Source organism: Paracoccus zeaxanthinifaciens ATCC 21588 (genome assembly GCF_000420145.1).
Lineage (GTDB): Bacteria > Pseudomonadota > Alphaproteobacteria > Rhodobacterales > Rhodobacteraceae > Paracoccus > Paracoccus zeaxanthinifaciens.
This window is the reverse complement of sequence record NZ_ATUJ01000008.1, coordinates 26274-44391: the sequence shown is the minus strand read 5'-3', so window position 1 is coordinate 44391 and position 18118 is coordinate 26274. Positions and strand designations below refer to the sequence as shown.

The 18118-nt window shown below is 65.7% G+C and carries 18 protein-coding genes, 1 tRNA gene and 1 riboswitch; of the genes, 4 read left to right on the top strand and 15 right to left on the bottom strand.

Going from position 1 to position 18118, the window contains the following annotated elements:
* Positions 1–4 precede the first annotated feature (4 nt).
* From F804_RS0109330 to F804_RS0109310, 5 genes are all read right to left on the bottom strand, one after another.
* Positions 5–1006 (bottom strand): ABC transporter ATP-binding protein, encoded by a 1002-nt coding sequence (locus F804_RS0109330; protein ID WP_022707483.1) that lies wholly within the window; start codon positions 1004–1006, stop codon positions 5–7.
* Entirely contained in the window at positions 1003–1989 is a 987-nt protein-coding gene (locus F804_RS0109325; RefSeq protein ID WP_022707482.1) for an ABC transporter ATP-binding protein, read from the bottom strand. Before F804_RS0109325 ends, F804_RS0109330 begins: the two co-directional genes overlap by 4 nt.
* A complete protein-coding gene (locus F804_RS0109320) occupies positions 1986–2894 on the bottom strand; it encodes an ABC transporter permease (protein WP_022707481.1) in 909 nt (302 codons plus the stop codon). The genes F804_RS0109325 and F804_RS0109320 overlap by 4 nt, the downstream gene beginning before the upstream one ends.
* Positions 2891–3868: an ABC transporter permease gene (locus F804_RS0109315; protein ID WP_022707480.1), complete on the bottom strand. Its 978-nt coding sequence runs from the start codon at positions 3866–3868 to the stop codon at positions 2891–2893. The genes F804_RS0109320 and F804_RS0109315 overlap by 4 nt, the downstream gene beginning before the upstream one ends.
* Positions 3869–3934: 66 nt before the next feature.
* Entirely contained in the window at positions 3935–5536 is a 1602-nt protein-coding gene (locus F804_RS0109310) for an ABC transporter substrate-binding protein (protein WP_211214619.1), read from the bottom strand.
* Positions 5537–5606: 70 nt separating this feature from the next.
* Here F804_RS0109310 and F804_RS17365 point away from each other — a divergent pair, with 70 nt between their 5' ends.
* Positions 5607–6635 carry a LysR substrate-binding domain-containing protein gene (locus tag F804_RS17365; protein ID WP_169447687.1) on the top strand — a complete coding sequence of 343 codons (1029 nt, stop codon included), beginning with the start codon at positions 5607–5609 and terminating at the stop codon, positions 6633–6635.
* A 6-nt stretch (positions 6636–6641) separates the two neighbouring features.
* Here F804_RS17365 and F804_RS0109300 read toward each other — a convergent pair.
* From F804_RS0109300 to F804_RS0109285, 4 genes are all read right to left on the bottom strand, one after another.
* Positions 6642–6718 (bottom strand) — tRNA-Arg (locus F804_RS0109300).
* A gap of 66 nt (positions 6719–6784) precedes the next feature.
* Positions 6785–7519, bottom strand: coding sequence for a triose-phosphate isomerase (gene tpiA / locus F804_RS0109295; protein ID WP_022707477.1), 735 nt, complete (start codon positions 7517–7519; stop codon positions 6785–6787).
* A gap of 67 nt (positions 7520–7586) precedes the next feature.
* Complete coding sequence (locus F804_RS0109290; protein WP_022707476.1) at positions 7587–7955, bottom strand: HesB/IscA family protein; 369 nt, start codon at positions 7953–7955, stop codon at positions 7587–7589.
* Between the two features lie 72 nt (positions 7956–8027).
* Positions 8028–8384 (bottom strand): SUF system Fe-S cluster assembly protein, encoded by a 357-nt coding sequence (locus F804_RS0109285; protein WP_022707475.1) that lies wholly within the window; start codon positions 8382–8384, stop codon positions 8028–8030.
* 134 nt (positions 8385–8518) lie between these two features.
* Here F804_RS0109285 and tgt point away from each other — a divergent pair, with 134 nt between their 5' ends.
* From tgt to F804_RS0109270, 3 genes are all read left to right on the top strand, one after another.
* Entirely contained in the window at positions 8519–9649 is a 1131-nt protein-coding gene (gene tgt, locus F804_RS0109280) for a tRNA guanosine(34) transglycosylase Tgt (RefSeq protein WP_022707474.1), read from the top strand.
* Positions 9650–9684: 35 nt separating this feature from the next.
* Positions 9685–9816: riboswitch (FMN riboswitch) on the top strand.
* Positions 9817–9889: 73 nt separating this feature from the next.
* On the top strand, positions 9890–10363 hold the full coding sequence (locus F804_RS0109275; RefSeq protein ID WP_022707473.1) for a 6,7-dimethyl-8-ribityllumazine synthase: 474 nt from the start codon (positions 9890–9892) through the stop codon (positions 10361–10363).
* Complete coding sequence (locus F804_RS0109270; RefSeq protein WP_425413869.1) at positions 10363–11505, top strand: iron-containing alcohol dehydrogenase; 1143 nt, start codon at positions 10363–10365, stop codon at positions 11503–11505. Before F804_RS0109275 ends, F804_RS0109270 begins: the two co-directional genes overlap by 1 nt.
* A 4-nt stretch (positions 11506–11509) precedes the next feature.
* Here F804_RS0109270 and nrdF read toward each other — a convergent pair whose 3' ends face one another.
* From nrdF to F804_RS0109240, 6 genes are all read right to left on the bottom strand, one after another.
* Positions 11510–12481, bottom strand: a complete 972-nt coding sequence (gene nrdF / locus F804_RS0109265) for a class 1b ribonucleoside-diphosphate reductase subunit beta (RefSeq protein ID WP_022707471.1) — start codon at positions 12479–12481, stop codon at positions 11510–11512.
* Between the two features lie 67 nt (positions 12482–12548).
* Positions 12549–14672 (bottom strand): class 1b ribonucleoside-diphosphate reductase subunit alpha, encoded by a 2124-nt coding sequence (gene nrdE / locus F804_RS0109260; protein ID WP_022707470.1) that lies wholly within the window; start codon positions 14670–14672, stop codon positions 12549–12551.
* On the bottom strand, positions 14657–15070 hold the full coding sequence (nrdI, locus tag F804_RS0109255; protein WP_022707469.1) for a class Ib ribonucleoside-diphosphate reductase assembly flavoprotein NrdI: 414 nt from the start codon (positions 15068–15070) through the stop codon (positions 14657–14659). Before nrdI ends, nrdE begins: the two co-directional genes overlap by 16 nt.
* Positions 15071–15075: 5 nt before the next feature.
* Entirely contained in the window at positions 15076–15300 is a 225-nt protein-coding gene (gene nrdH / locus F804_RS0109250) for a glutaredoxin-like protein NrdH (protein ID WP_022707468.1), read from the bottom strand.
* A gap of 401 nt (positions 15301–15701) precedes the next feature.
* Positions 15702–16553 (bottom strand): universal stress protein, encoded by an 852-nt coding sequence (locus tag F804_RS0109245; protein WP_022707467.1) that lies wholly within the window; start codon positions 16551–16553, stop codon positions 15702–15704.
* Positions 16554–16567: 14 nt separating this feature from the next.
* On the bottom strand, positions 16568–18061 hold the full coding sequence (locus F804_RS0109240; protein ID WP_022707466.1) for a SulP family inorganic anion transporter: 1494 nt from the start codon (positions 18059–18061) through the stop codon (positions 16568–16570).
* Positions 18062–18118: the final 57 nt, after the last annotated feature.

Sequence of the window (18118 nt, the reverse complement as noted above, 5' to 3'; positions counted from 1 at the left end):
GCACTTACGTCCGGTCGTTCAGGTGGCATGCCGACATGCGCCCGGGGGCGACCTGCCGCAGGGCAGGGACCTCGGACCGGCAGCGGTCATGCGCATGCGGACAGCGGGGGTGGAAATGGCACCCCTTGGGCGGGTTCAGTGGCGACGGGATCTCGCCCTTGATGGCGTGATAGGTCTTCTTGCCGGTCTCGAATGTGGGGATCTCGGAGACCAGCGCCTGGGTATAGGGGTGGTTCGGGCGGGCGATCAGATCCTCGGCCTCGCCCAGTTCGACAAGGCGGCCCAGATACATCACCGCGATCCGGTCAGAGATATGTTCGACCACGCCCAGATCGTGGCTGACGAACAGGTAGGTCAGGTCGAAATCCTGCCGCAGCCTGATGAACAGGTTCAGAACCTGCGCCTGGATCGACACATCCAAGGCCGCCACGGATTCGTCGCAGACAAGGAACTCGGGCCGGACCGCCAGGGCGCGTGCAATCCCGATCCGCGCGCGCTGCCCGCCCGAGAACTGGTGCGGATATCGCTTGGCGGTGCTGGGATCGAGACCCACCTGCCGCAGCGTGTCCTCGATGTAGCCGGCCAGTTCACCCCGCGGGACGATACCGTGGAACCGCGGCGCCTCGGACACGATATCGCCCACGCGCATGCGCGGGTTCAGCGACGACATGGGGTCCTGGAACACCATCTGCATCCGCAGTGCCGCGTTCCGTGCGTCGGCGCCTCGCAGGCCCGCAACATCCTGTCCGTGGAAACGGATCTGCCCGGCACTGGGGTTCGTCAGGCCCGCGACCATCCGGCCGAGCGTCGACTTCCCGCAACCGGATTCGCCCACGAGGCCCAGCACCTCGCCCTTGCGGATGTCGAGGCTGACATCGTCGACGGCATGGACCGTGACCGGGGCGAGGTTGGCCCCCAGCTTGCGAGCCATCTTCTCGGCGATGTCGAGATCCTTGGTGAAGCGCTTCGACACGCCCTGAATCTGGATGATGGGTTCCTGTGTCACGGGGCATGCACCCTTTCGGCATCTTCATGGGGGTGGTGGCAGCGGATGCTGCGATCGTCGCCGGTTGGCGTCAGCGCCGGTTCCGATCGGCAGGCGGCATCGGCGCGCGGGCAGCGCGGGGCGAACTTGCAGCCCTCGGGAAGGTGCAGAAGCGACGGGGTCATGCCCTTGATCTGGCTCAGCATGCGGCCGTGCTGCTTGCCCTTGGGCACGCTGTCGATCAGTCCGCGCGTATAGGGATGGCGCGGGTTGGCGATGACGCTGGCCGTCGGGCCTTCCTCGATGATGCGGCCCGCGTACATGACCGCCAGGCGGTCGGCCAGACCGGACACCACGGCCAGATCGTGCGTGATCCATATCAGCGCGGTCCCCGACTGCGCACAGAGGCTCTGCACCTCTGACAGGATCTGCGCCTGGATGGTGACGTCAAGCGCGGTGGTGGGTTCGTCTGCGATGATCAGGTCGGGCTTGTGCAGAAGCGCGATTGCGATGGCCACGCGCTGCCGCATTCCCCCCGAGAACTGGTGAGGATAGCTGCGCAGCCGCTCGTCGGGCGCCGAGATGCCCACCTGGACCAGCGCGGCGCGTGCACGGGCCAGCGCCTCGGACCGGGGGACGCGTTCATGTGCCAGCACCGTCTCGACCATCTGGGTGTCGATGCGCAGGACCGGGTTCAGCGTCATCATCGGATCTTGGAAGATCATGGCGATCCGCTTGCCGCGCAGGCCGCGCAGCATCGGCTCGCCCCCGGCGACAAGGTCGTCGCCGTCGAAGACGATCCGGCCCCCGGCAATGCGGCCCGGCGGATCGACCAGTCCCAGGATCGAGAAGCCGGTGACCGACTTGCCCGATCCGCTTTCGCCGACAAGGCCCAGGATCTCGCCCCGGTCGAGGGAGAAGGTGACGCCGTCCACGGCCTTGGCCACCCCGTCACGGGTGTGGAAATGGGTCTGAAGGTCGTTGATTTCCAGAAGCTTGCTCATTTCTGCAACCTCGGGTTCAGGACGTCGCGCAGGCGGTCGCCGACAAGGTTGATCGCGACGATGGTCACGACCAGCGCGATGCCGGGGAACAGGCTGATCCAGTAGCTGCCCGACAGGAGATAGTCGTAGCCGTTGGCGATCAGCAGCCCGAGCGACGGTTCGGTGATGGGAACGCCCACGCCAAGGAAGGACAGCGTCGCCTCAAGCGCGATGGCCTGCGCGATCTGGACGGTGGCGACCACGATCAGCGGCGGCACGCAGTTGGGCAGCAGGTGGCGGAACATGATGCGGCGGTCGGACAGCGCAAGGCAGCGCGCCGCATCGATGTAATCCTTGCGCCGCTCGACGATGGCCGAGCTGCGCACCGTCCGCGCGTAATAGGCCCATTGCACGATGACCAGCGCCAGGATCACCTTGTCCACGCCGCGTCCCAGCAGCGCCAGCAGGATCAGCGCGATCAGGATGGCGGGGAAGGACAGCTGCAGATCGACAATCCGCATGATGAAGCTGTCGAGCCTGCCCCCGAAATAGGCGGCCGTGACGCCGACGATGGTTCCGATGGTGATCGCCAGCCCAAGCGAGACCGACGCCACCAGAAGGCTGATCCGCAGGCCGTAGAGAATGCCCGACAGCATGTCGCGGCCCTGGCGGTCCGTGCCAAGCCAATAGGTCTGACCGCTGCCGAAGCTGACCTCGCCCGGGGGCAGGGCACTGTCCATGATGTCCAGCTGCGTCAGATCGTAGGGGTTCTGCGGCGCGATCCAGGGGGCCGCGATGGCCAGTGCCGCGATCGCGACGAACAGGATCAGCCCGATGACGGCGACCGGGTCCTCCATGAACTGGCGCAGGATGCGGCGGGCGGGGCTGTCCACACGGACCGGTGCGTTTGCGGTGGTCTGGCTCATCCCTTCATCTCCGACAGGCGGATACGCGGATCCAGCAGCGAATAGATCACGTCGACCAGCAGGTTGATGGACACGATGATCAGCACCGTCAGCATGAGATAGGCGACGATCACGGGCCGATCGAGCAGGTTGATGCTGTCGATCAGCAGCTTGCCCATGCCAGGCCATGCGAAGACGGTCTCGGTCACGATCGCGAAGGCGACCATCGAGCCCAGTTCCAGCCCGATGATGGTGACGACGGGGATCATGATGTTCTTCAGGATATGGACCATCACCACGCGACGCCCCGAAAGGCCCTTGGCGCGGGCGAACTTGACATAGTCCTGCAGGCTGACCTCTCGCGTGTTGGCGCGGGCCAGTCGGATGATGAGCGACATCTTGAACAGCGCGAGATTGATCGCGGGCAAGATCAGGTGGGTCAGCCCGTCCCAAGTCAAAAAGCTGACCTGAAGGCCCAGGAACTCGGTCGTTTCGCCCCGTCCGCCTGCGGGCAGCCAGCCCAGAAGGACCGCGAAGACCAGGATCAGCAGCATCCCTTGCCAGAAGTTCGGCAACGAAAAGCCGAGGATCGACCCGCCCATGATGGTGCGTCCGGCAATGCTGTCGGGGCGAAGCCCGGCCCAGACGCCAAGCGGGATGCCGATGGCGACCGACAGGAACAGCGCGACCAGAGCCAGCTCCATTGTCGCGGGCAGTCGTTCCATGATGATGGCCAGCGCCGGCCGGCCATAGACGAACGAGGTTCCCAGATCGCCCTGCAGGGCGTTCATAACGAAGATCCCGAACTGCTCATAGAGCGGGCGGTCGAGGCCCAGCCGCTGCATGGTCGCCGCGATCTCGGCCTGGGTGGCTTCGGGGTTGATGAGGACATCGACGGGGTTGCCGATGGCATATACGCCGGCAAAGACCAGAACTGCCATCGCCACGATGGCAAGCAGGCTCTGTCCCAGGCGGCGGACAAGATAGACGAGCATGTCGGGGGTCCTTCGGGGTCCGGTGACGGGATCCGACGCCCCGTAGCGGGGCGCCGGAAGGGTCGATCACTCGGCCTTCTTCACTTCGCGGGCCATTGTGTACTGGTCGACCCGGGGTTCGTAGGACAGGTCGGATTTCATCGCCCAGACCGTCTGCTCGTAATGCAGCGGGATGATCCCGTAATCGTCCAGCACCATCGTCTCGGCCTGCTGCAGCATCTCGTCGCGCTTGGCGTCGTCGATGGTGGACATGGCCTCGGCCAGCAGGGCGTCCATTTCGGGGTTGCTGTAGCGACCCGCATTGGTGGTGCCGGTGCCCGTCGTCTCGTCATAGGTCGCGACCAGCGATTTCAGGGGCGAGGACATGTCGCCCGAGGATGCACCCCAGCCCGCCATGTAGATCGGGAATTCCAGCGCGTTGCGGCGGCTGAAGAACTGGCTGGCGGTCGTCGCGTCCACCGTCGTCTGGATGCCGATGCGCGCCATCATCTGCGCGACCGCCTGGGCGATCTGTTCGTCGTTGATGTAGCGGTCGTTGGGCGTGCCCAGGTTCAGCGTGAACCCGTCCGGATAACCTGCCTCTGCCAGCAGCTCCTTGGCGCGTTCGGGGTCGTAGGGATCGACCTCGCGGCCCGAGGTGCCGAACATCGGCGGCGGCAGCAGCTCGCCCGCGGGTTGCGCATAGCCGCCCATGATGCGTTCAGCGATGGCCTCGCGGTTGATCGACAGCGAAATCGCCTCGCGGACGCGGGCGTCCTGCAGCGGGTTCTTGCCATCGGTTCCGCCGATGCCAGGCGCGTCGTCCAGCTGCTGCATGTGCAGGTAGATGATGCGGTTCGACAGGGCGTCCACCACGCTGAAGCCGGCCTCCTCGATGCGCGGAAGATCCTGGATCGGGGGGCTTTCGATCAGATCGACATCGCCTGCCAGAAGCGCTGCGACCCGCGGGCCGTCGCTGGTGATCGGACGCATCACGACGCGCTCCCATTCGGGTGTGCCGCCCCAATAGTCCTCGAAGCGTGTGACGGTCAGTTCCGATCCGCGGGTATAGCTTTCCAGCTTGTAGGGGCCGGTGCCCACCGCGATGTCGGGCGAGTTGAAGGCCGGGGCCTGGGGCACTTCGCCCATGCCGGTGCATTCGCCGTCGGGTGCGAAGACGACATCTTCCTCGGCGCCGAGCGCATTGGCCGAGATGATGGCAAGGCTCCACAGCTCGGTCGGCCAAAGGGGATTGGTATCCTTGGTCTTGATGATCAGCGTGTGATCGTCTTCGGCCGTCATCTCGGCGATGCCGCCGGTGAAGATCGTGTAGGCCGAGGGCGAGTTCTGGACCAGCGGAACGCGGCAGAAGCTGTAGATCACGTCGCGCGCGGTAAAGTCGCTGCCGTCGTGGAACTTGACGCCCTTGCGCAGCTTGAAGCGCCAGGTTGTGTCGTCCACGGCTTCCCAGCTTTCGGCCAGTCCGGGCGTCACCTTCTGCACGGCATCCTGGGTGGTCAGTGCCTCGAAGATGTTCTTGCCGACCTGGATGTTGGTCGACAGCTGGTGGAAGTGCGGGTCCATGGAGGTCGCTTCGGATTTCAGGCCGATGGACAGTTCCTGTGCGTGGGCTTGGGCAAGGGATGCGACAAGGCAACCGGCCGCAAGCGGCAGGGTCAGTGTTTTCACCGTCATTTCCTTCCTGTTGTATGGGCTTGTTCTTCGTCGCCGGGGTTGGCCCCCGGTGGTGCGATGCAGCTTGGGGATCACGCTATTATGCGTTATTCAGAAGTCAACAATGAATCTGTATGCAAATTTGGAATACTTGATGACCGAAGACGACAAGGCCGCCGAGGCAAGGGATCGCCGTTCCGGCATCACGTTGCGAGAACTGGAGGTGCTGCAGGCGCTGGTTTCGGAAGGAACTGCGATCAGTGCCGCGCGCTTTCTCGGCATCTCTCAGTCGGCGGCCAGCAGGCGTCTGTCCCAGCTCGAGGATCGTCTTGGCATGCAGCTGTTCATGCGCTCGGGCGGGCGACTGGTCCCCACTGTCGAGGCCCTGTCCATAAACGAGCAGCTGACGCCTGTATTCGACACGCTTGCACGCATCGCGAACCACCAGGCGCAGCCACCGCGCAGCCATTCCGGCACGCTGTCCATCGCTGCGCCTCCGACGATCGCGCATCGCTTTCTTGCGGCGCGGATCGCCAATTTCAAGAAGCGTAATCCCGACCTGCAGATCGCCTTCGAGGTGCTGGCCAGCGACGCGCTTCTGACCGGCATTGCCGAATGCCGTTTCGACATCGGGCTGACCGATACGATGGTGACGCATGAAGGCATCAGGACCGAGCCGCTGCTGGATACCCAGGCAGTCTGCATCCTTCCCGCGCACCATTCGCTCGCCTCGCGCAGCGTGATTCGTCCGCAGGACCTGGACGGCGCCGACTTCATCGCGCTGGCCCGGCGCCACAGCAGCCGGGTCGTCCTTGATCGCGCCTTCGACAAGGAGGGCGCCAAGCCGAAGAACGTGATCGAGGCTTCGACGAATGTCTCGGCGATGGAGTTCGTGCGCGCAGGTCTGGGTGCGGCGGTCCTGAACCCGTTCCCGCTGATCCACCAGATGGGCGAGGGGATCGTCATGCGCCCCTTCGAGCCCGCAGTCCGCTACACGACGAACTTTCTGCTTCCCGCCAGTAGGGCGCCATCCTCGGCAACGCTGGACTTCATCACGGCGACGACGGAAAGCGTCGATCGCGTGGCATATCCCGTACCGGGTACAGCAATGTAAGGAAAATGGCGCACCCGAGAGGATTCGAACCTCTGGCCTCTGCCTTCGGAGGGCAGCGCTCTATCCAGCTGAGCTACGGGTGCGTGCTGGGGTCTGATTACCTGTCGTGACAGGGGCGCGCAACAGGGAAATTGCGCGCCGCCGAAGGTTCAGGACGCCGCCAGCGCCGAGACGATGGGCAGGAAATCGGCAGCCTTGAGGCTGGCGCCGCCCACCAGCGCGCCGTCCACGTTGTCGATGGCGAAGATCTCGGTCGCGTTGGCGGCCTTGACGCTGCCGCCATAGAGCAGGCTGACATCGGGCAGGGTCGCCGACAGGGCATCGCGGATCATGGCGTGAACCTCGGCGATCTGGGCGTTGTCGGGGGTGCGGCCGGTGCCGATCGCCCAGACGGGCTCGTAGGCGATGACGGTATTCGCGGATGTCGCGCAATCGGGGATCGAGCCCTGCAGCTGCGCCGCGATCACGTCCAGCGTGGTGCCGGCGTCGCGCTCGGCCTCGGTCTCTCCGACGCAGATGATGGCGATCAGGCCTGCATCATGGGCGGCGCGTGCCTTGGCGGCGACATCGGCGTCGGTCTCGCCATGATCGGCGCGGCGTTCGGAATGGCCGAGGATGACGTGGCTTGCACCGGCATCGGCCAGCTGTGCCGCCGCGATGTCACCGGTATGGGCACCCGAGCCCGCGTGGTGGCAGTCCTGGCCGCCCACCAGAAGATCGCCTCCGCCGATGCGCGCGACCATCGGATGCAGCAGCACCGCGGGCGGGCAGATCAGCACGTCGCAGCCGGTTTCGCGGCCCGCGACGATGGCGTCGATCTGCGACAGCGCGGCCAGATCGCCGTTCATCTTCCAGTTTCCGGCGGCAAGTTTGCGTGGTGCCATGATATCCCCCAATGTTGCGCCCAAGGGATAGGCCAAAGGCCCGCCCTTGCGCAACAGCGCAAGGGGATCAGCCCTCGGCGCGGGTTCCGGGGATCGAGAAGCTGACGGATTCGCCGCAGCCACAGGCATCGGCCACGTTCGGATTGCGGAACTTGAAGCCGCTTTCCAACAGGCCGGTCTCGTAGTCGATCTCGGTTCCGAACAGGTACATCTGCGCCATGGGCGCGATCAGCACGCGCGCGCCGTCCTTCTCGACCACCTCCTCGGAGGGGGCAGCCTCGTCGGCCATCTCCATGGTGTATTCCATGCCCGCGCAGCCGCCCTTCTTCAGGCCGATGCGCAGCCCGAACGAGTCCTTTTTGGACATCAGCGACTTGATATGGACCGCGGCAGCCTCGGTGATGCTGACGGGGGCTTGGCCGGGAATGGCGAACATGGCGGAAACCTCATCTTTCAGACCGAAAGATAGTCATTCGGGGGGCGGGCCTTCAAGGCCGGCCCCAGGCGATCACATGAAGCCCAGTTCCAGCCGGGCCTCGTCGGACATCATGTCCATGCCCCATTGCGGCTGGAAGGTCATCTCGACATCGACCTGCTTGACGCCGGGGACGGCCTCGACCGCATCGGCGACCCAGCCGGGCATCTCTCCGGCGACGGGGCAGCCGGGGGCGGTCAGGGTCATGATCACGCGCACTTCGGATGCGTCGTTCACCTCGATGGTGTAGATCAGGCCCAGATCGTAGATGTTGACCGGGATCTCGGGGTCGTAGACGGTCTTGCACGCCTCGACGATGGGCTCGTAGAGGTCGTGATCGGTCGACGAGGGGGCGATCAGCGGCTCGCCTTCCATCATGGGTTCGGTCATCGGATCATCCTTCAATTCCGCCGCATCATATAGGTCAGCATGCATCCCCGGTCCAGAGCGAGCGGCAGAACGATTGCATGGTCCCGACCGAAACGCTAAGTGTCCCCGGTTCCAGCGACAGGTATTTCTCGGCCATGAGCAAGCGCTTCTCATTTTCCCTCAACGCGACCGACGGTCGGGCACGCACGGGCGTGATCGACACGCCGCGCGGCCAGATCCGCACGCCGGCCTTCATGCCGGTCGGCACCGCGGCGACCGTCAAGGCGATGCTGCCCGAAAGCGTGCGCCAGACGGGGGCCGACATCCTGCTGGGCAACACCTATCACCTGATGCTGCGCCCGGGCGCCGAACGGGTCGAGCGGCTGGGCGGGCTGCACCGGTTCATGAACTGGGACCGCCCCATCCTGACCGACAGCGGCGGCTTCCAGGTCATGAGCCTTGCCGGCCTGCGCAAGCTGACCGAGGAGGGGGTGACCTTCGCCAGCCATGTCGATGGCAGCAAGCACCACCTGACCCCCGAACGCAGCATGGAGATCCAGCGGATGCTGGGCAGCGACATCGTCATGGCCTTCGACGAATGTCCCGCGCTGCCCGCGACCGAGGAAGAGGTCGCGAAATCCATGCGCCTGTCGATGCGGTGGGCGCAGCGGTCGCGCGACGCTTTCGGCGACCGTCCGGGCCATGCGCTGTTCGGCATCATGCAGGGCGGCGTCACCCGCGACCTGCGCGAGGAATCGGCCGAGGCGCTGCAGCAGATCGGCTTCGACGGATACGCGGTCGGCGGTCTTGCCGTGGGCGAGGGGCAGGAGGCGATGTTCGGCGTCTTGGACTATGCCCCCGGTTTCCTGCCCGAGGACAAGCCGCGCTATCTGATGGGGGTGGGCAAGCCCGACGACATCGTGGGGGCCGTCCAGCGTGGGATCGACATGATGGATTGCGTGCTGCCCTCGCGATCGGGGCGCACCGGCCAGGCCTGGATCCATCGCGGGCAGGTCAACATCAAGAACGCGCGCCATGCCGACGATCCGCGCCCCCTGGACGAGAATTGCAGCTGCCCGGCCTGCACCGGCTACAGCCGCGCCTATCTGCACCATGTCTTCCGCTCGCAAGAGATGATCTCGGGGATGCTGCTGACCTGGCACAACCTGCATTATTACCAGGAACTGATGGCGGGCCTGCGCGGGGCCATCGCCGAGGGCCGTCTGGACGCCTTCGTGGCCGATTTCCACGCCAAGCGCGCCGAGGGCGACATCGAGCGCCTTTAACGGGCTTGCGCGCGGGGAACATCCGGCTATCTTCCGGGTGTTCTCAGGGCGGGGCGGAATTCCCCACCGGCGGTCACAGCCCGCGAGCGCCCTTCGCATCGAAGGGGTCAGCAGATCCGGTGAAACTCCGGGGCCGACGGTCACAGTCCGGATGAAAGAGAATCGCGTGCCATGCCGCCCGGCGTGGTGCGTGGTGATTGCTCTGGGACCTGAAGCAAATTTGCGCAAAGGTTCCGCAAGATGACGAAATCCAATCCCCGTATCGCCTTCATCAGGGCCCGTTGGCACGCCGATGTCGTGGATCAGGCCCATGACGGCTTCCTGTCCGAGGCCGCGTCGCTGATGCCCGGCGCAACCGTCGATGCCTTCGACGCCCCCGGCGCGTTCGAGATGCCGCTGCTGGCGCAGAAGCTGGCGCGGACCGGCCGCTATGACGCGGTGGTCGCCGCCGCGCTGGTGGTCGATGGCGGCATCTATCGCCACGATTTCGTGGCGCAGGCCGTGGTCTCGGGCCTGATGCAGGCCGGGATGGAGACGGGCGTGCCCTGTTTCTCGGTCTCGCTGACGCCGCATAATTATCAGGAAACCGAGCTGCTGACCGGCTTCTATCGCGATCATTTCGTCAAGAAGGGCCGCGAGGCCGCGCATGCGGTTCACGGCACCCTGACGACGATCGCCGCCATCGCGGCCCCGGACCGGGTGCAGGCGGCATGATCGGGGGCTTCGCATTCGCCACCGCGACCGAGATCGCATTTGGGCGCGGTCAGGCCGCCAGCGCCGCCGCGCGCGCTGCCGCGTTCGGTCGCCGGATCGTCCTGTGTCACGGGGCGAATGCGGGGCGGGCCGATTTCCTGGCCGACGGGCTGACGGGGCAGGGCTGCGAGGTGACGCGCCTCACCGTCGCCCGCGAACCCGACCTGCCGATGCTGGAGGACGCGCTGGCCCGCATGGGTGGCGCGGATGCGGTCGTCGCGATCGGCGGCGGCGCGGTGGTCGATGCGGGCAAGGCGCTGGCGGCGCTGCTGCCCGCGACGCGCCCCGTGATGGACCACCTCGAGGTGGTGGGCCGGGGGCTGCCGCTGGACGTGGCGCCCTTGCCCTTCATCGCCATTCCGACCACCGCGGGCACCGGGGCCGAGGTGACGCGCAACGCCGTCATCGGCGTGCCCGAACACCGCCGCAAGGTCAGCCTGCGCGATCCGCGCATGTTGCCGCGCCTTGCCATCGTGGACCCCGCGCTGACGGATGGCTGCCCGCGCGGGATCACGCTGGCCTCGGGGCTGGACGCGATCACGCAGGTGATCGAGCCCTATGTCTCGACCCGTGCGAACCCGGTGACGGATGCGATCTGCGCCGATGCGATCCCGCGCGGGCTGGCCGCGCTGATCCGCCTGATGCGGGCCGAGGACCCCGATGCCCGCGACGAGATGGCCTGGACCAGCCTTGCGGGCGGCCTTGCGCTGGCGAATTCCGGCCTTGGGGCGGTGCACGGGCTGGCCGGTCCGCTTGGCGGGCTGTCGGGGGCCGCGCATGGCGCGATCTGCGGCGTGCTGCTGCCGCATGTGCTGCGCGTGAACCGGGCTGCGGTCACGGGGCGTGCGGCCGAACGGCTGGACCGGGTCGGGGACTGGATCGGCGCGGCCTTCGGGCAGCCGGATGCGGGGCTGGACCGCGCGGCGGGGATGCTGGCCGAGTGGTCGGCGGAATGCGGGCTGCCGTCCCTGTCGGCGCTTGGCGTGGATGCGGATATGCGAAACGCCGCAGCGGTCGCTGCGGCGTCGTCGTCGTCCATGAAGGCCAATCCCGCCGACCTGTCCGCCGATCGGCTGATCGAGGCGATGCAGGCGGCGGGCTAGGGGATCAGAAGTCCCAGTCCTCGTCCTCGGTCGCGACGGCCTTGCCGATGACATAGGACGACCCCGAACCCGAGAAGAAGTCGTGGTTCTCGCTGTCGGTCGAAAGGGCCGACAGGATGGCCGGGTTGACCTCGCAGGCTGCGGGCGGGAACAGGGCCTCGAAGCCCAGGTTCTGCAGCGCCTTGTTGGCGTTGTAGTGCAGGAAGGCCTTGACCTCTTCGGTCAGGCCGATCCCGTCATACAGCTCCTCGGCGTAATGGGCCTCGATCTCGTAGAGGTCGAACATCAGCGCGAAGGCGAAATCCTTCATCTCGTTGCGCTTGGCCTCGTCCAGCTTCTCCATCGCGCGCTGGAACTTGTAGCCGATGTAGTATCCGTGCACCGCCTCGTCGCGGATGATCAGGCGGATCAGGTCGGCGGTGTTCGTCAGCTTGGCCCGGCTGGACCAGTGCATCGGCAGGTAGAAGCCCGAATAGAACAGGAAGCTTTCCAGGAACACGCTGGCGATCTTGCGCTTGAGCGGGTCCGAGCCGACCTCGTATTCGTCCAGGATCAGCCGCGCCTTCTGCTGAAGGTGCTGGTTCTCCTCGGACCAGCGGAAGGCCTCGTCGACCTCGCGGGTGGAACACAGCGTCGAGAAGATCGAGCTGTAGCTGCGCGCGTGCACGGCCTCCATGAAGGCGATGTTGGACAGCACGGCCTCTTCGTGCGGGGTCACGGCGTCCTTCATCAGCACGGGCGCGCCGACGGTGTTCTGGATCGTGTCCAGCAGCGTCAGGCCGGTGAAGACCCGGATCGTCAGCTCGCGTTCCTCGGGGCGCAGGGTGGCCCAGGACTGGACGTCGTTCGACAGCGGCACCTTCTCGGGCAGCCAGAAATTGACCGTCAGGCGGTTCCAGACCTCGAGGTCCTTTTCATCCTGCAGTCGGTTCCAGTTGATCGCGCGCGCGGGGGCGCCCATCACGTGATCCTTCATGCGGACCCATCCTTCTGAATTTGCGGGAACCGGGGGACGTGCCCCCGGCCGGTATCGTGTCGGTGACTTACAGCGTGCAGGACACGCAGCCCTGCACCTCGGTGCCTTCCAGCGCGGTCTGGCGCAGGCGGACGTAGTAGATGGTCTTGATGCCCTTCTTCCACGCATGGATCTGCGCGCGGTTGATGTCGCGGGTCGTCGCCTCGGCCGGGAAGAACAGCGTCAGGGATAGGCCCTGGTCCACGTGCTCGGTCGCGGCGGCATAGGTGTCGATGATCGCGTCGGGACCGATCTCGTACGCGTCGCGGTAATATTCCAGGTTCTCGTTCGACATGAACGGGGCCGGGTAATAGACGCGACCGATCTTGCCTTCCTTGCGGATCTCGATCTTCGAGACGATCGGGTGGATCGAGCTGGTCGAGTTGTTGATGTAGCTGATCGAACCGGTCGGCGGGACGGCCTGCAGGTTCCGGTTATAGAGACCGTGCGCCATCACGTCGGCCTTCAGCTGTTCCCAGTCCGCGCGCGTCGGCAGGGTGACATCGGCGAACAGGCGTTCGACCTCGGGCAGGGTGGGCAGCCAGTCCTTCGTGACATAGCGGTCGAAGAAGCTGCCATTCGCGTAATCCGACGTGTCGAAATCCTTGAAGGTCGTGCCCTTCTCGCGCGCCAGCAGGTTCGACGCGCGGATCGCGTGGAAGGCCACCGCGGCGAAATAGACCGAGGTGAACTCGATCCCCTCGGGGCTGCCGTAATGGATGTGTTCGCGCGCCAGATAACCGTGCAGGTTCATCTGGCCCAGGCCCACGGCATGGGCTTCGTCATTGCCCTTGCGGATCGAGGGGACCGAGTTGATCGACGACATCTCGCTGACGGCGGTCAGCGCGCGGATCGCGGTTTCCACGGTCGCGCCGAAATCGGGGCCGTCCATCGTCTTGGCGATGTTGAGCGAGCCGAGATTGCACGAGATGTCCGTGCCCATCTGCTTGTAGCCCAGGTCCTCGTCGAATTCCGACGCTTGGTTCACCTGCAGGATTTCCGAGCACAGGTTCGACATGGCGATGCGGCCCGCGATCGGGTTCGCGCGGTTCACCGTGTCCTCGAACATAATGTAGGGATAGCCGCTTTCGAACTGGATCTCGGCCAGGGTCTGGAAGAAGGCGCGTGCGTTGATCTTCTTCTTGCGGATGCGCTTGTCGGCGACCATCTCGGCGTATTTCTCGGTGACCGAGATCTCCGAGAACGCCTTGCCATAGACCTTTTCGACGTCATGCGGCGAGAAGAGGTACATGTCCTCGTTGCGCTTGGCCAGCTCGAAGGTGACGTCCGGGATCACGACGCCCAGGGACAGCGTCTTGATGCGGATCTTCTCGTCCGCGTTCTCGCGCTTGGTGTCGAGGAAACGCAGGATGTCGGGATGGTGCGCGTTCAGATAGACCGCGCCCGCGCCCTGGCGTGCGCCCAGCTGGTTGGCATAGCTGAAGCTGTCTTCCAGCAGCTTCATGATCGGAATGACGCCCGAGGACTGGTTCTCGATCCCCTTGATGGGGGCGCCGGATTCGCGGATGTTCGTCAGCATCAGGGCCACGCCGCCGCCGCGCTTGGACAGCTGCAACGAGGAATTGATGGCCCGGCCGATCGATTCCATGTTGTCCTCGACCCGCAGCAGGAAGCAGCTGATCAGTTCGCCGCGCGACTGCTTGCCGGCGTTCAGGAAGGTCGGCGTCGCGGGCTGGAAGCGGCCAGACAGGATCTCGTGCATGAAATGCATGGCCTGCGTCTGGTCGCCGCGCGCCAGCGTCAGCGCGACCATGACCACGCGATCCTCGTAGCGTTCGAGATAGCGTTTCCCGTCGCGCGTCTTCAGCGTGTAGCTGGTGTAGTACTTGAACGCGCCCAGGAAGGTCGGGAAGCGGAACTTGGCCTTGTAGGCCGCGCCCCAGATCTCGTGCAGGAACTCGCGCGGATAGGCGTCGAGCACCTGCTTCTCGTAATACCCCTCGTCCACGAGGTAATCGAGCTTCTCGTCCAGCGAATGGAAGAAGACGGTGTTCTGGTTCACGTGCTGCAGGAAATACTGCCGCGCGGCCATGCGGTCCGCGTCGAAGCGGATCTTGCCCTGATCGTCGTACAGGTTCAGCATCGCGTTCAGCGCGTGGTAATCGAGATCGGGCCTCACGGCGTCAAGCATGGCATTCCCCAGAATTGTTCGAGCCCGTCGCGGATGCGGGCGGTGTCTGTTTCGGTTCCCGCAAGCTCGAACCGGTCGAGCACGGGGATCTTGCATTTGTCGGCGATGATCCGGGCCGCCAGCCCGAAGGTGGGCCCGAAATTGCGGTTGCCCGCCCCGATGACGCCCCGGATGAGCGCCCGCCGGGCGGGGTCGTTCAGAAAGCGGATCACCTGCTTGGGGACCGCGCCCGCGCCCGTGCCGTCGGCATAGGTCGGGCAGATCAGCACATAGGGCGCGTCGGGGCTGGGCATCGGATCGTCCTGCCGGATCGGGATGCGCTGGCCGGGCAGCCCGAGGCTGGCCACGAACCGCGCCGTGTTTCCCGATCCCGAGGAGAAGAAGACCAGCCCGGACATCGTCCTCAGGCCAGCTGACCGATCATGTCGGGACGGAAGCCTGCCCAGTGCAGGTCGTCATTCGCGATGACCACCGGCGCCTGGCGATAGCCGAGCGCGGTCACGCGTTCCATCGCGGCGTCGTCCTGGGTCAGGTCGATGACGTCGTAATTGATGCCGCGCGCGTCCAGCGCACGGGTGGTCGCGGTGCACTGCACGCAGGCAGGTTTCGAATAGACCGTGATCGTCATGGCCGTCGCGTTCCTTTTGTCTGGTCGGGGTCGCAAGCCGGACCGTTTCCCACGGAAACAGCCAACAGGTCGCCGGACCCGCGCCCGGTGTCGTTCATGTCGTGTCATGGCCGGCTGCCGGGCCTGCCGCGTCGCGGAAACGATCCGCGCGGGGCCGCCGATGGCAGGAAAAATGCCGGGTTTCAGGCCCGGTCTTCCGTTTCGCCCTTAGCGTGAATCACGGGCGCCATGACCACATCATCTAGGCGTTTATCCGGTCTCAGGTCAATATATCTAGTAGCTGATTTTGGGGCTTGACCGACAAGATGTCGCAGAATCCACGCCCCTTCGGAACGCGGAAGGGCGTCCGGCTAAACCCGGACGCCCCCATGTGCAAGACACAAAAATCCGCGCCGTCGCGATCAGCGGTAAAGCAGTACCGGAATGCGCACGGCACGGACCATCGCGGTGGTCGTGGACCCGATGATCAGGCTGCGGATTCGGCTGTGGCCATAGGCGCCCATGACCAGCAGATCGAAGCCGTCATCGGTGACGACCCTGTCGATCACCTCGTCGGGTTCGCCCGCGACGATGCGGATGTCGGGGCGCAGTCCGGCACCGGCCAGGGTCATCGCGGCCTCGTCCAGCTTGTCGCGCATGGCGGGCTTGTCCTCGCCCACATGCAGCAGCGTGACGGCCAGCCCCGCGAAGACCGGGCTGTCGGCCATGCGGCGAATCGCGGTCCGCGCGCTGGCGCTGCCGTCGAAGGCCACGAGCACGCGCTCGATCGGGTTGAAGGCACGCGATGCGACGAAGACGGGGATGCGCGTGGCGCGCACGACGCGTTCCAGGTTCGATCCCAGGTGACCGGTCGCGAAATCCGCGCCTTCGCCGCGCTTGCCGATCACGATGGCGCGCAGGTCGGGTTCCAGCTCGGTCACGGCCTCGACCAGGTCGCCCTTGCGAAGCTGGGTCGCGACGGGGCCGACATTGTCCGCGCGCAGGATCCCCTCGGCATCCTCCAGGATCGCGCGACCGCGTGCCTGGGCGATGCGGGCGCGGGTGGCGTCGGCCTCGGCCAGTTCGGCCAGAAGGGCCGAGCGCGCGCCCAGCCGCAGCGATCCGGACAGGTCGCTTGCCTCGGCGCCCTCGCGGCGTCCGAGGACATGCATCAGGTCGACGCCCGTCGCCAGGCGCCCCGCGATCCATGCGCTGTGATGGCAGACGCTCTCGGAATAGGCCGAGCCGTCGACAAGGGCCAGAATGCGGTTCATCGGTTCTCCTCCCCTCAATGCGCGGTCAGCTTGTCCAGCGCGCCGGGCTTGTCATGCACGGCCAGCTTGTCGACCAGCGTTTCCGACGCCTCGTTCATGCCGGTGATCTGGACCTCGGCCCCTTCGCGGCGGAACTTCAGCACCACCATGTCCAGCGCCTGGACCGAACTGATGTCCCAGATATGCGCCCGGCTGACGTCGATCGTCACATGTTCCGGCGCCTCACGGAAGTCGAAAGCCGCGGCGAAATCCTCGGCCGAGCCGTAGAACATCTGCCCCTCGACCACATAGGTCCGGTGACGCCCGTCCGCCGACAGGGTCGAGGACACGCGGAACAGCTGCGCGATCTTGCCGGCGAAGAAGATCCCCGACAGCAGCACGCCGGCCAGCACGCCGATGGCCAGGTTGTGCGTCCACACGACCGTCGCGACCGTCGCCAGCATCACGATCGAGGACGACCGCGGATGCGTGCGCAGCTGCGCGATCGAGGACCAGCTGAACGTGCCGATGGACACCATGATCATGATCGCGACCAGCGCGGGCATCGGGATGCGGCCCACCAGGTCGCCCAGGCCCACGCACAGGATCAGCAGGACGGTGCCCGCCGTGAAGGCCGACAGGCGGCCCCGCCCGCCGGATTTCACGTTGATGACCGACTGGCCGATCATGGCGCAGCCCGCCATCCCGCCGATGAAGCCGGTCGCGGTGTTGGCGATGCCCTGGCCGATGCATTCCTGGTTGCGGTCCGACCGCGTGTCGGTCAGCTCGTCCACGATGTTCTGGGTCATCAGGCTTTCCAGAAGACCCACGACGGCGATGGCCGCCGAGTAGGGCAGGACGATCAGCAGCGTCTCCAGCGTCAGCGGGATCTGCGGGATCAGGAAGACGGGCAGGCTGTCGGGCAGCTCGCCCAGGTCGCCCACCGTGCGCACGTCCCAACCCATCAGCGTCGCCAGCACCGTCAGCACGATGATGGTGACCAAGGGCGAGGGGACGGATTTCGTGATGCGCGGGAACAGGTAGATGATCGCAAGCCCCGCCGCGACCAGCGCATAGGCCAGCACGCCCACGCCCTCGCGCGAGAAATCCAGTTCCGGCAGCTGCGCCATGAAGATCAGGATCGCCAGCGCGTTCACGAAGCCGGTCATCACCGATTTCGAGACGTATCGCATGAAGCGGCCCAGCCGCAGCAGGCCCATGGCGATCTGGATCAGGCCCGCCAGCACGGTCGCGGCCAGCAGGTATTGCAGCCCGTGATCGCGCACCAGCGTCACCATCAGCACTGCCGTTGCGGCCGTCGCGGCCGAGATCATGCCGGGACGCCCTCCGGTGAAGGCGATGATCACCGCGATCGAGAAGCTGGCATAGAGCCCCACCTTGGGGTCAACGCCCGCGATGATCGAGAATGCGATGGCCTCGGGGATCAGGGCCAGCGCGACGACCAGCCCCGAAAGCAGGTCGCCCTTGATGTTTCCGAACCACTGGTTGCGGTATTCGGTCAGGGTCATGTTGAACGGTCCTCTGCCCTGTGTCGGATGGTCCTTCGCAAGACGTTCCGGCATCGG

Excerpts from the sequence above, each read along its gene's own strand:
- F804_RS0109325 (WP_022707482.1), bottom strand. The coding sequence starts at position 1,989 with ATGAGCAAGCTTCTGGAAATCAACGACCTTCAGACCCATTTCCACACC.
- F804_RS0109320 (WP_022707481.1), bottom strand. The coding sequence starts at position 2,894 with ATGAGCCAGACCACCGCAAACGCACCGGTCCGTGTGGACAGCCCCGCC.
- F804_RS0109315 (WP_022707480.1), bottom strand. The coding sequence starts at position 3,868 with ATGCTCGTCTATCTTGTCCGCCGCCTGGGACAGAGCCTGCTTGCCATC.
- tpiA (WP_022707477.1), bottom strand. The coding sequence starts at position 7,519 with ATGGCACCACGCAAACTTGCCGCCGGAAACTGGAAGATGAACGGCGAT.
- F804_RS0109290 (WP_022707476.1), bottom strand. The coding sequence starts at position 7,955 with ATGTTCGCCATTCCCGGCCAAGCCCCCGTCAGCATCACCGAGGCTGCC.
- F804_RS0109285 (WP_022707475.1), bottom strand. The coding sequence starts at position 8,384 with ATGACCGAACCCATGATGGAAGGCGAGCCGCTGATCGCCCCCTCGTCG.
- tgt (WP_022707474.1), top strand. The coding sequence starts at position 8,519 with ATGAGCAAGCGCTTCTCATTTTCCCTCAACGCGACCGACGGTCGGGCA.
- F804_RS0109275 (WP_022707473.1), top strand. The coding sequence starts at position 9,890 with ATGACGAAATCCAATCCCCGTATCGCCTTCATCAGGGCCCGTTGGCAC.
- nrdF (WP_022707471.1), bottom strand. The coding sequence starts at position 12,481 with ATGAAGGATCACGTGATGGGCGCCCCCGCGCGCGCGATCAACTGGAAC.
- nrdE (WP_022707470.1), bottom strand. The coding sequence starts at position 14,672 with ATGCTTGACGCCGTGAGGCCCGATCTCGATTACCACGCGCTGAACGCG.
- nrdI (WP_022707469.1), bottom strand. The coding sequence starts at position 15,070 with ATGTCCGGGCTGGTCTTCTTCTCCTCGGGATCGGGAAACACGGCGCGG.
- nrdH (WP_022707468.1), bottom strand. The coding sequence starts at position 15,300 with ATGACGATCACGGTCTATTCGAAACCTGCCTGCGTGCAGTGCACCGCG.
- F804_RS0109245 (WP_022707467.1), bottom strand. The coding sequence starts at position 16,553 with ATGAACCGCATTCTGGCCCTTGTCGACGGCTCGGCCTATTCCGAGAGC.
- F804_RS0109240 (WP_022707466.1), bottom strand. The coding sequence starts at position 18,061 with ATGACCCTGACCGAATACCGCAACCAGTGGTTCGGAAACATCAAGGGC.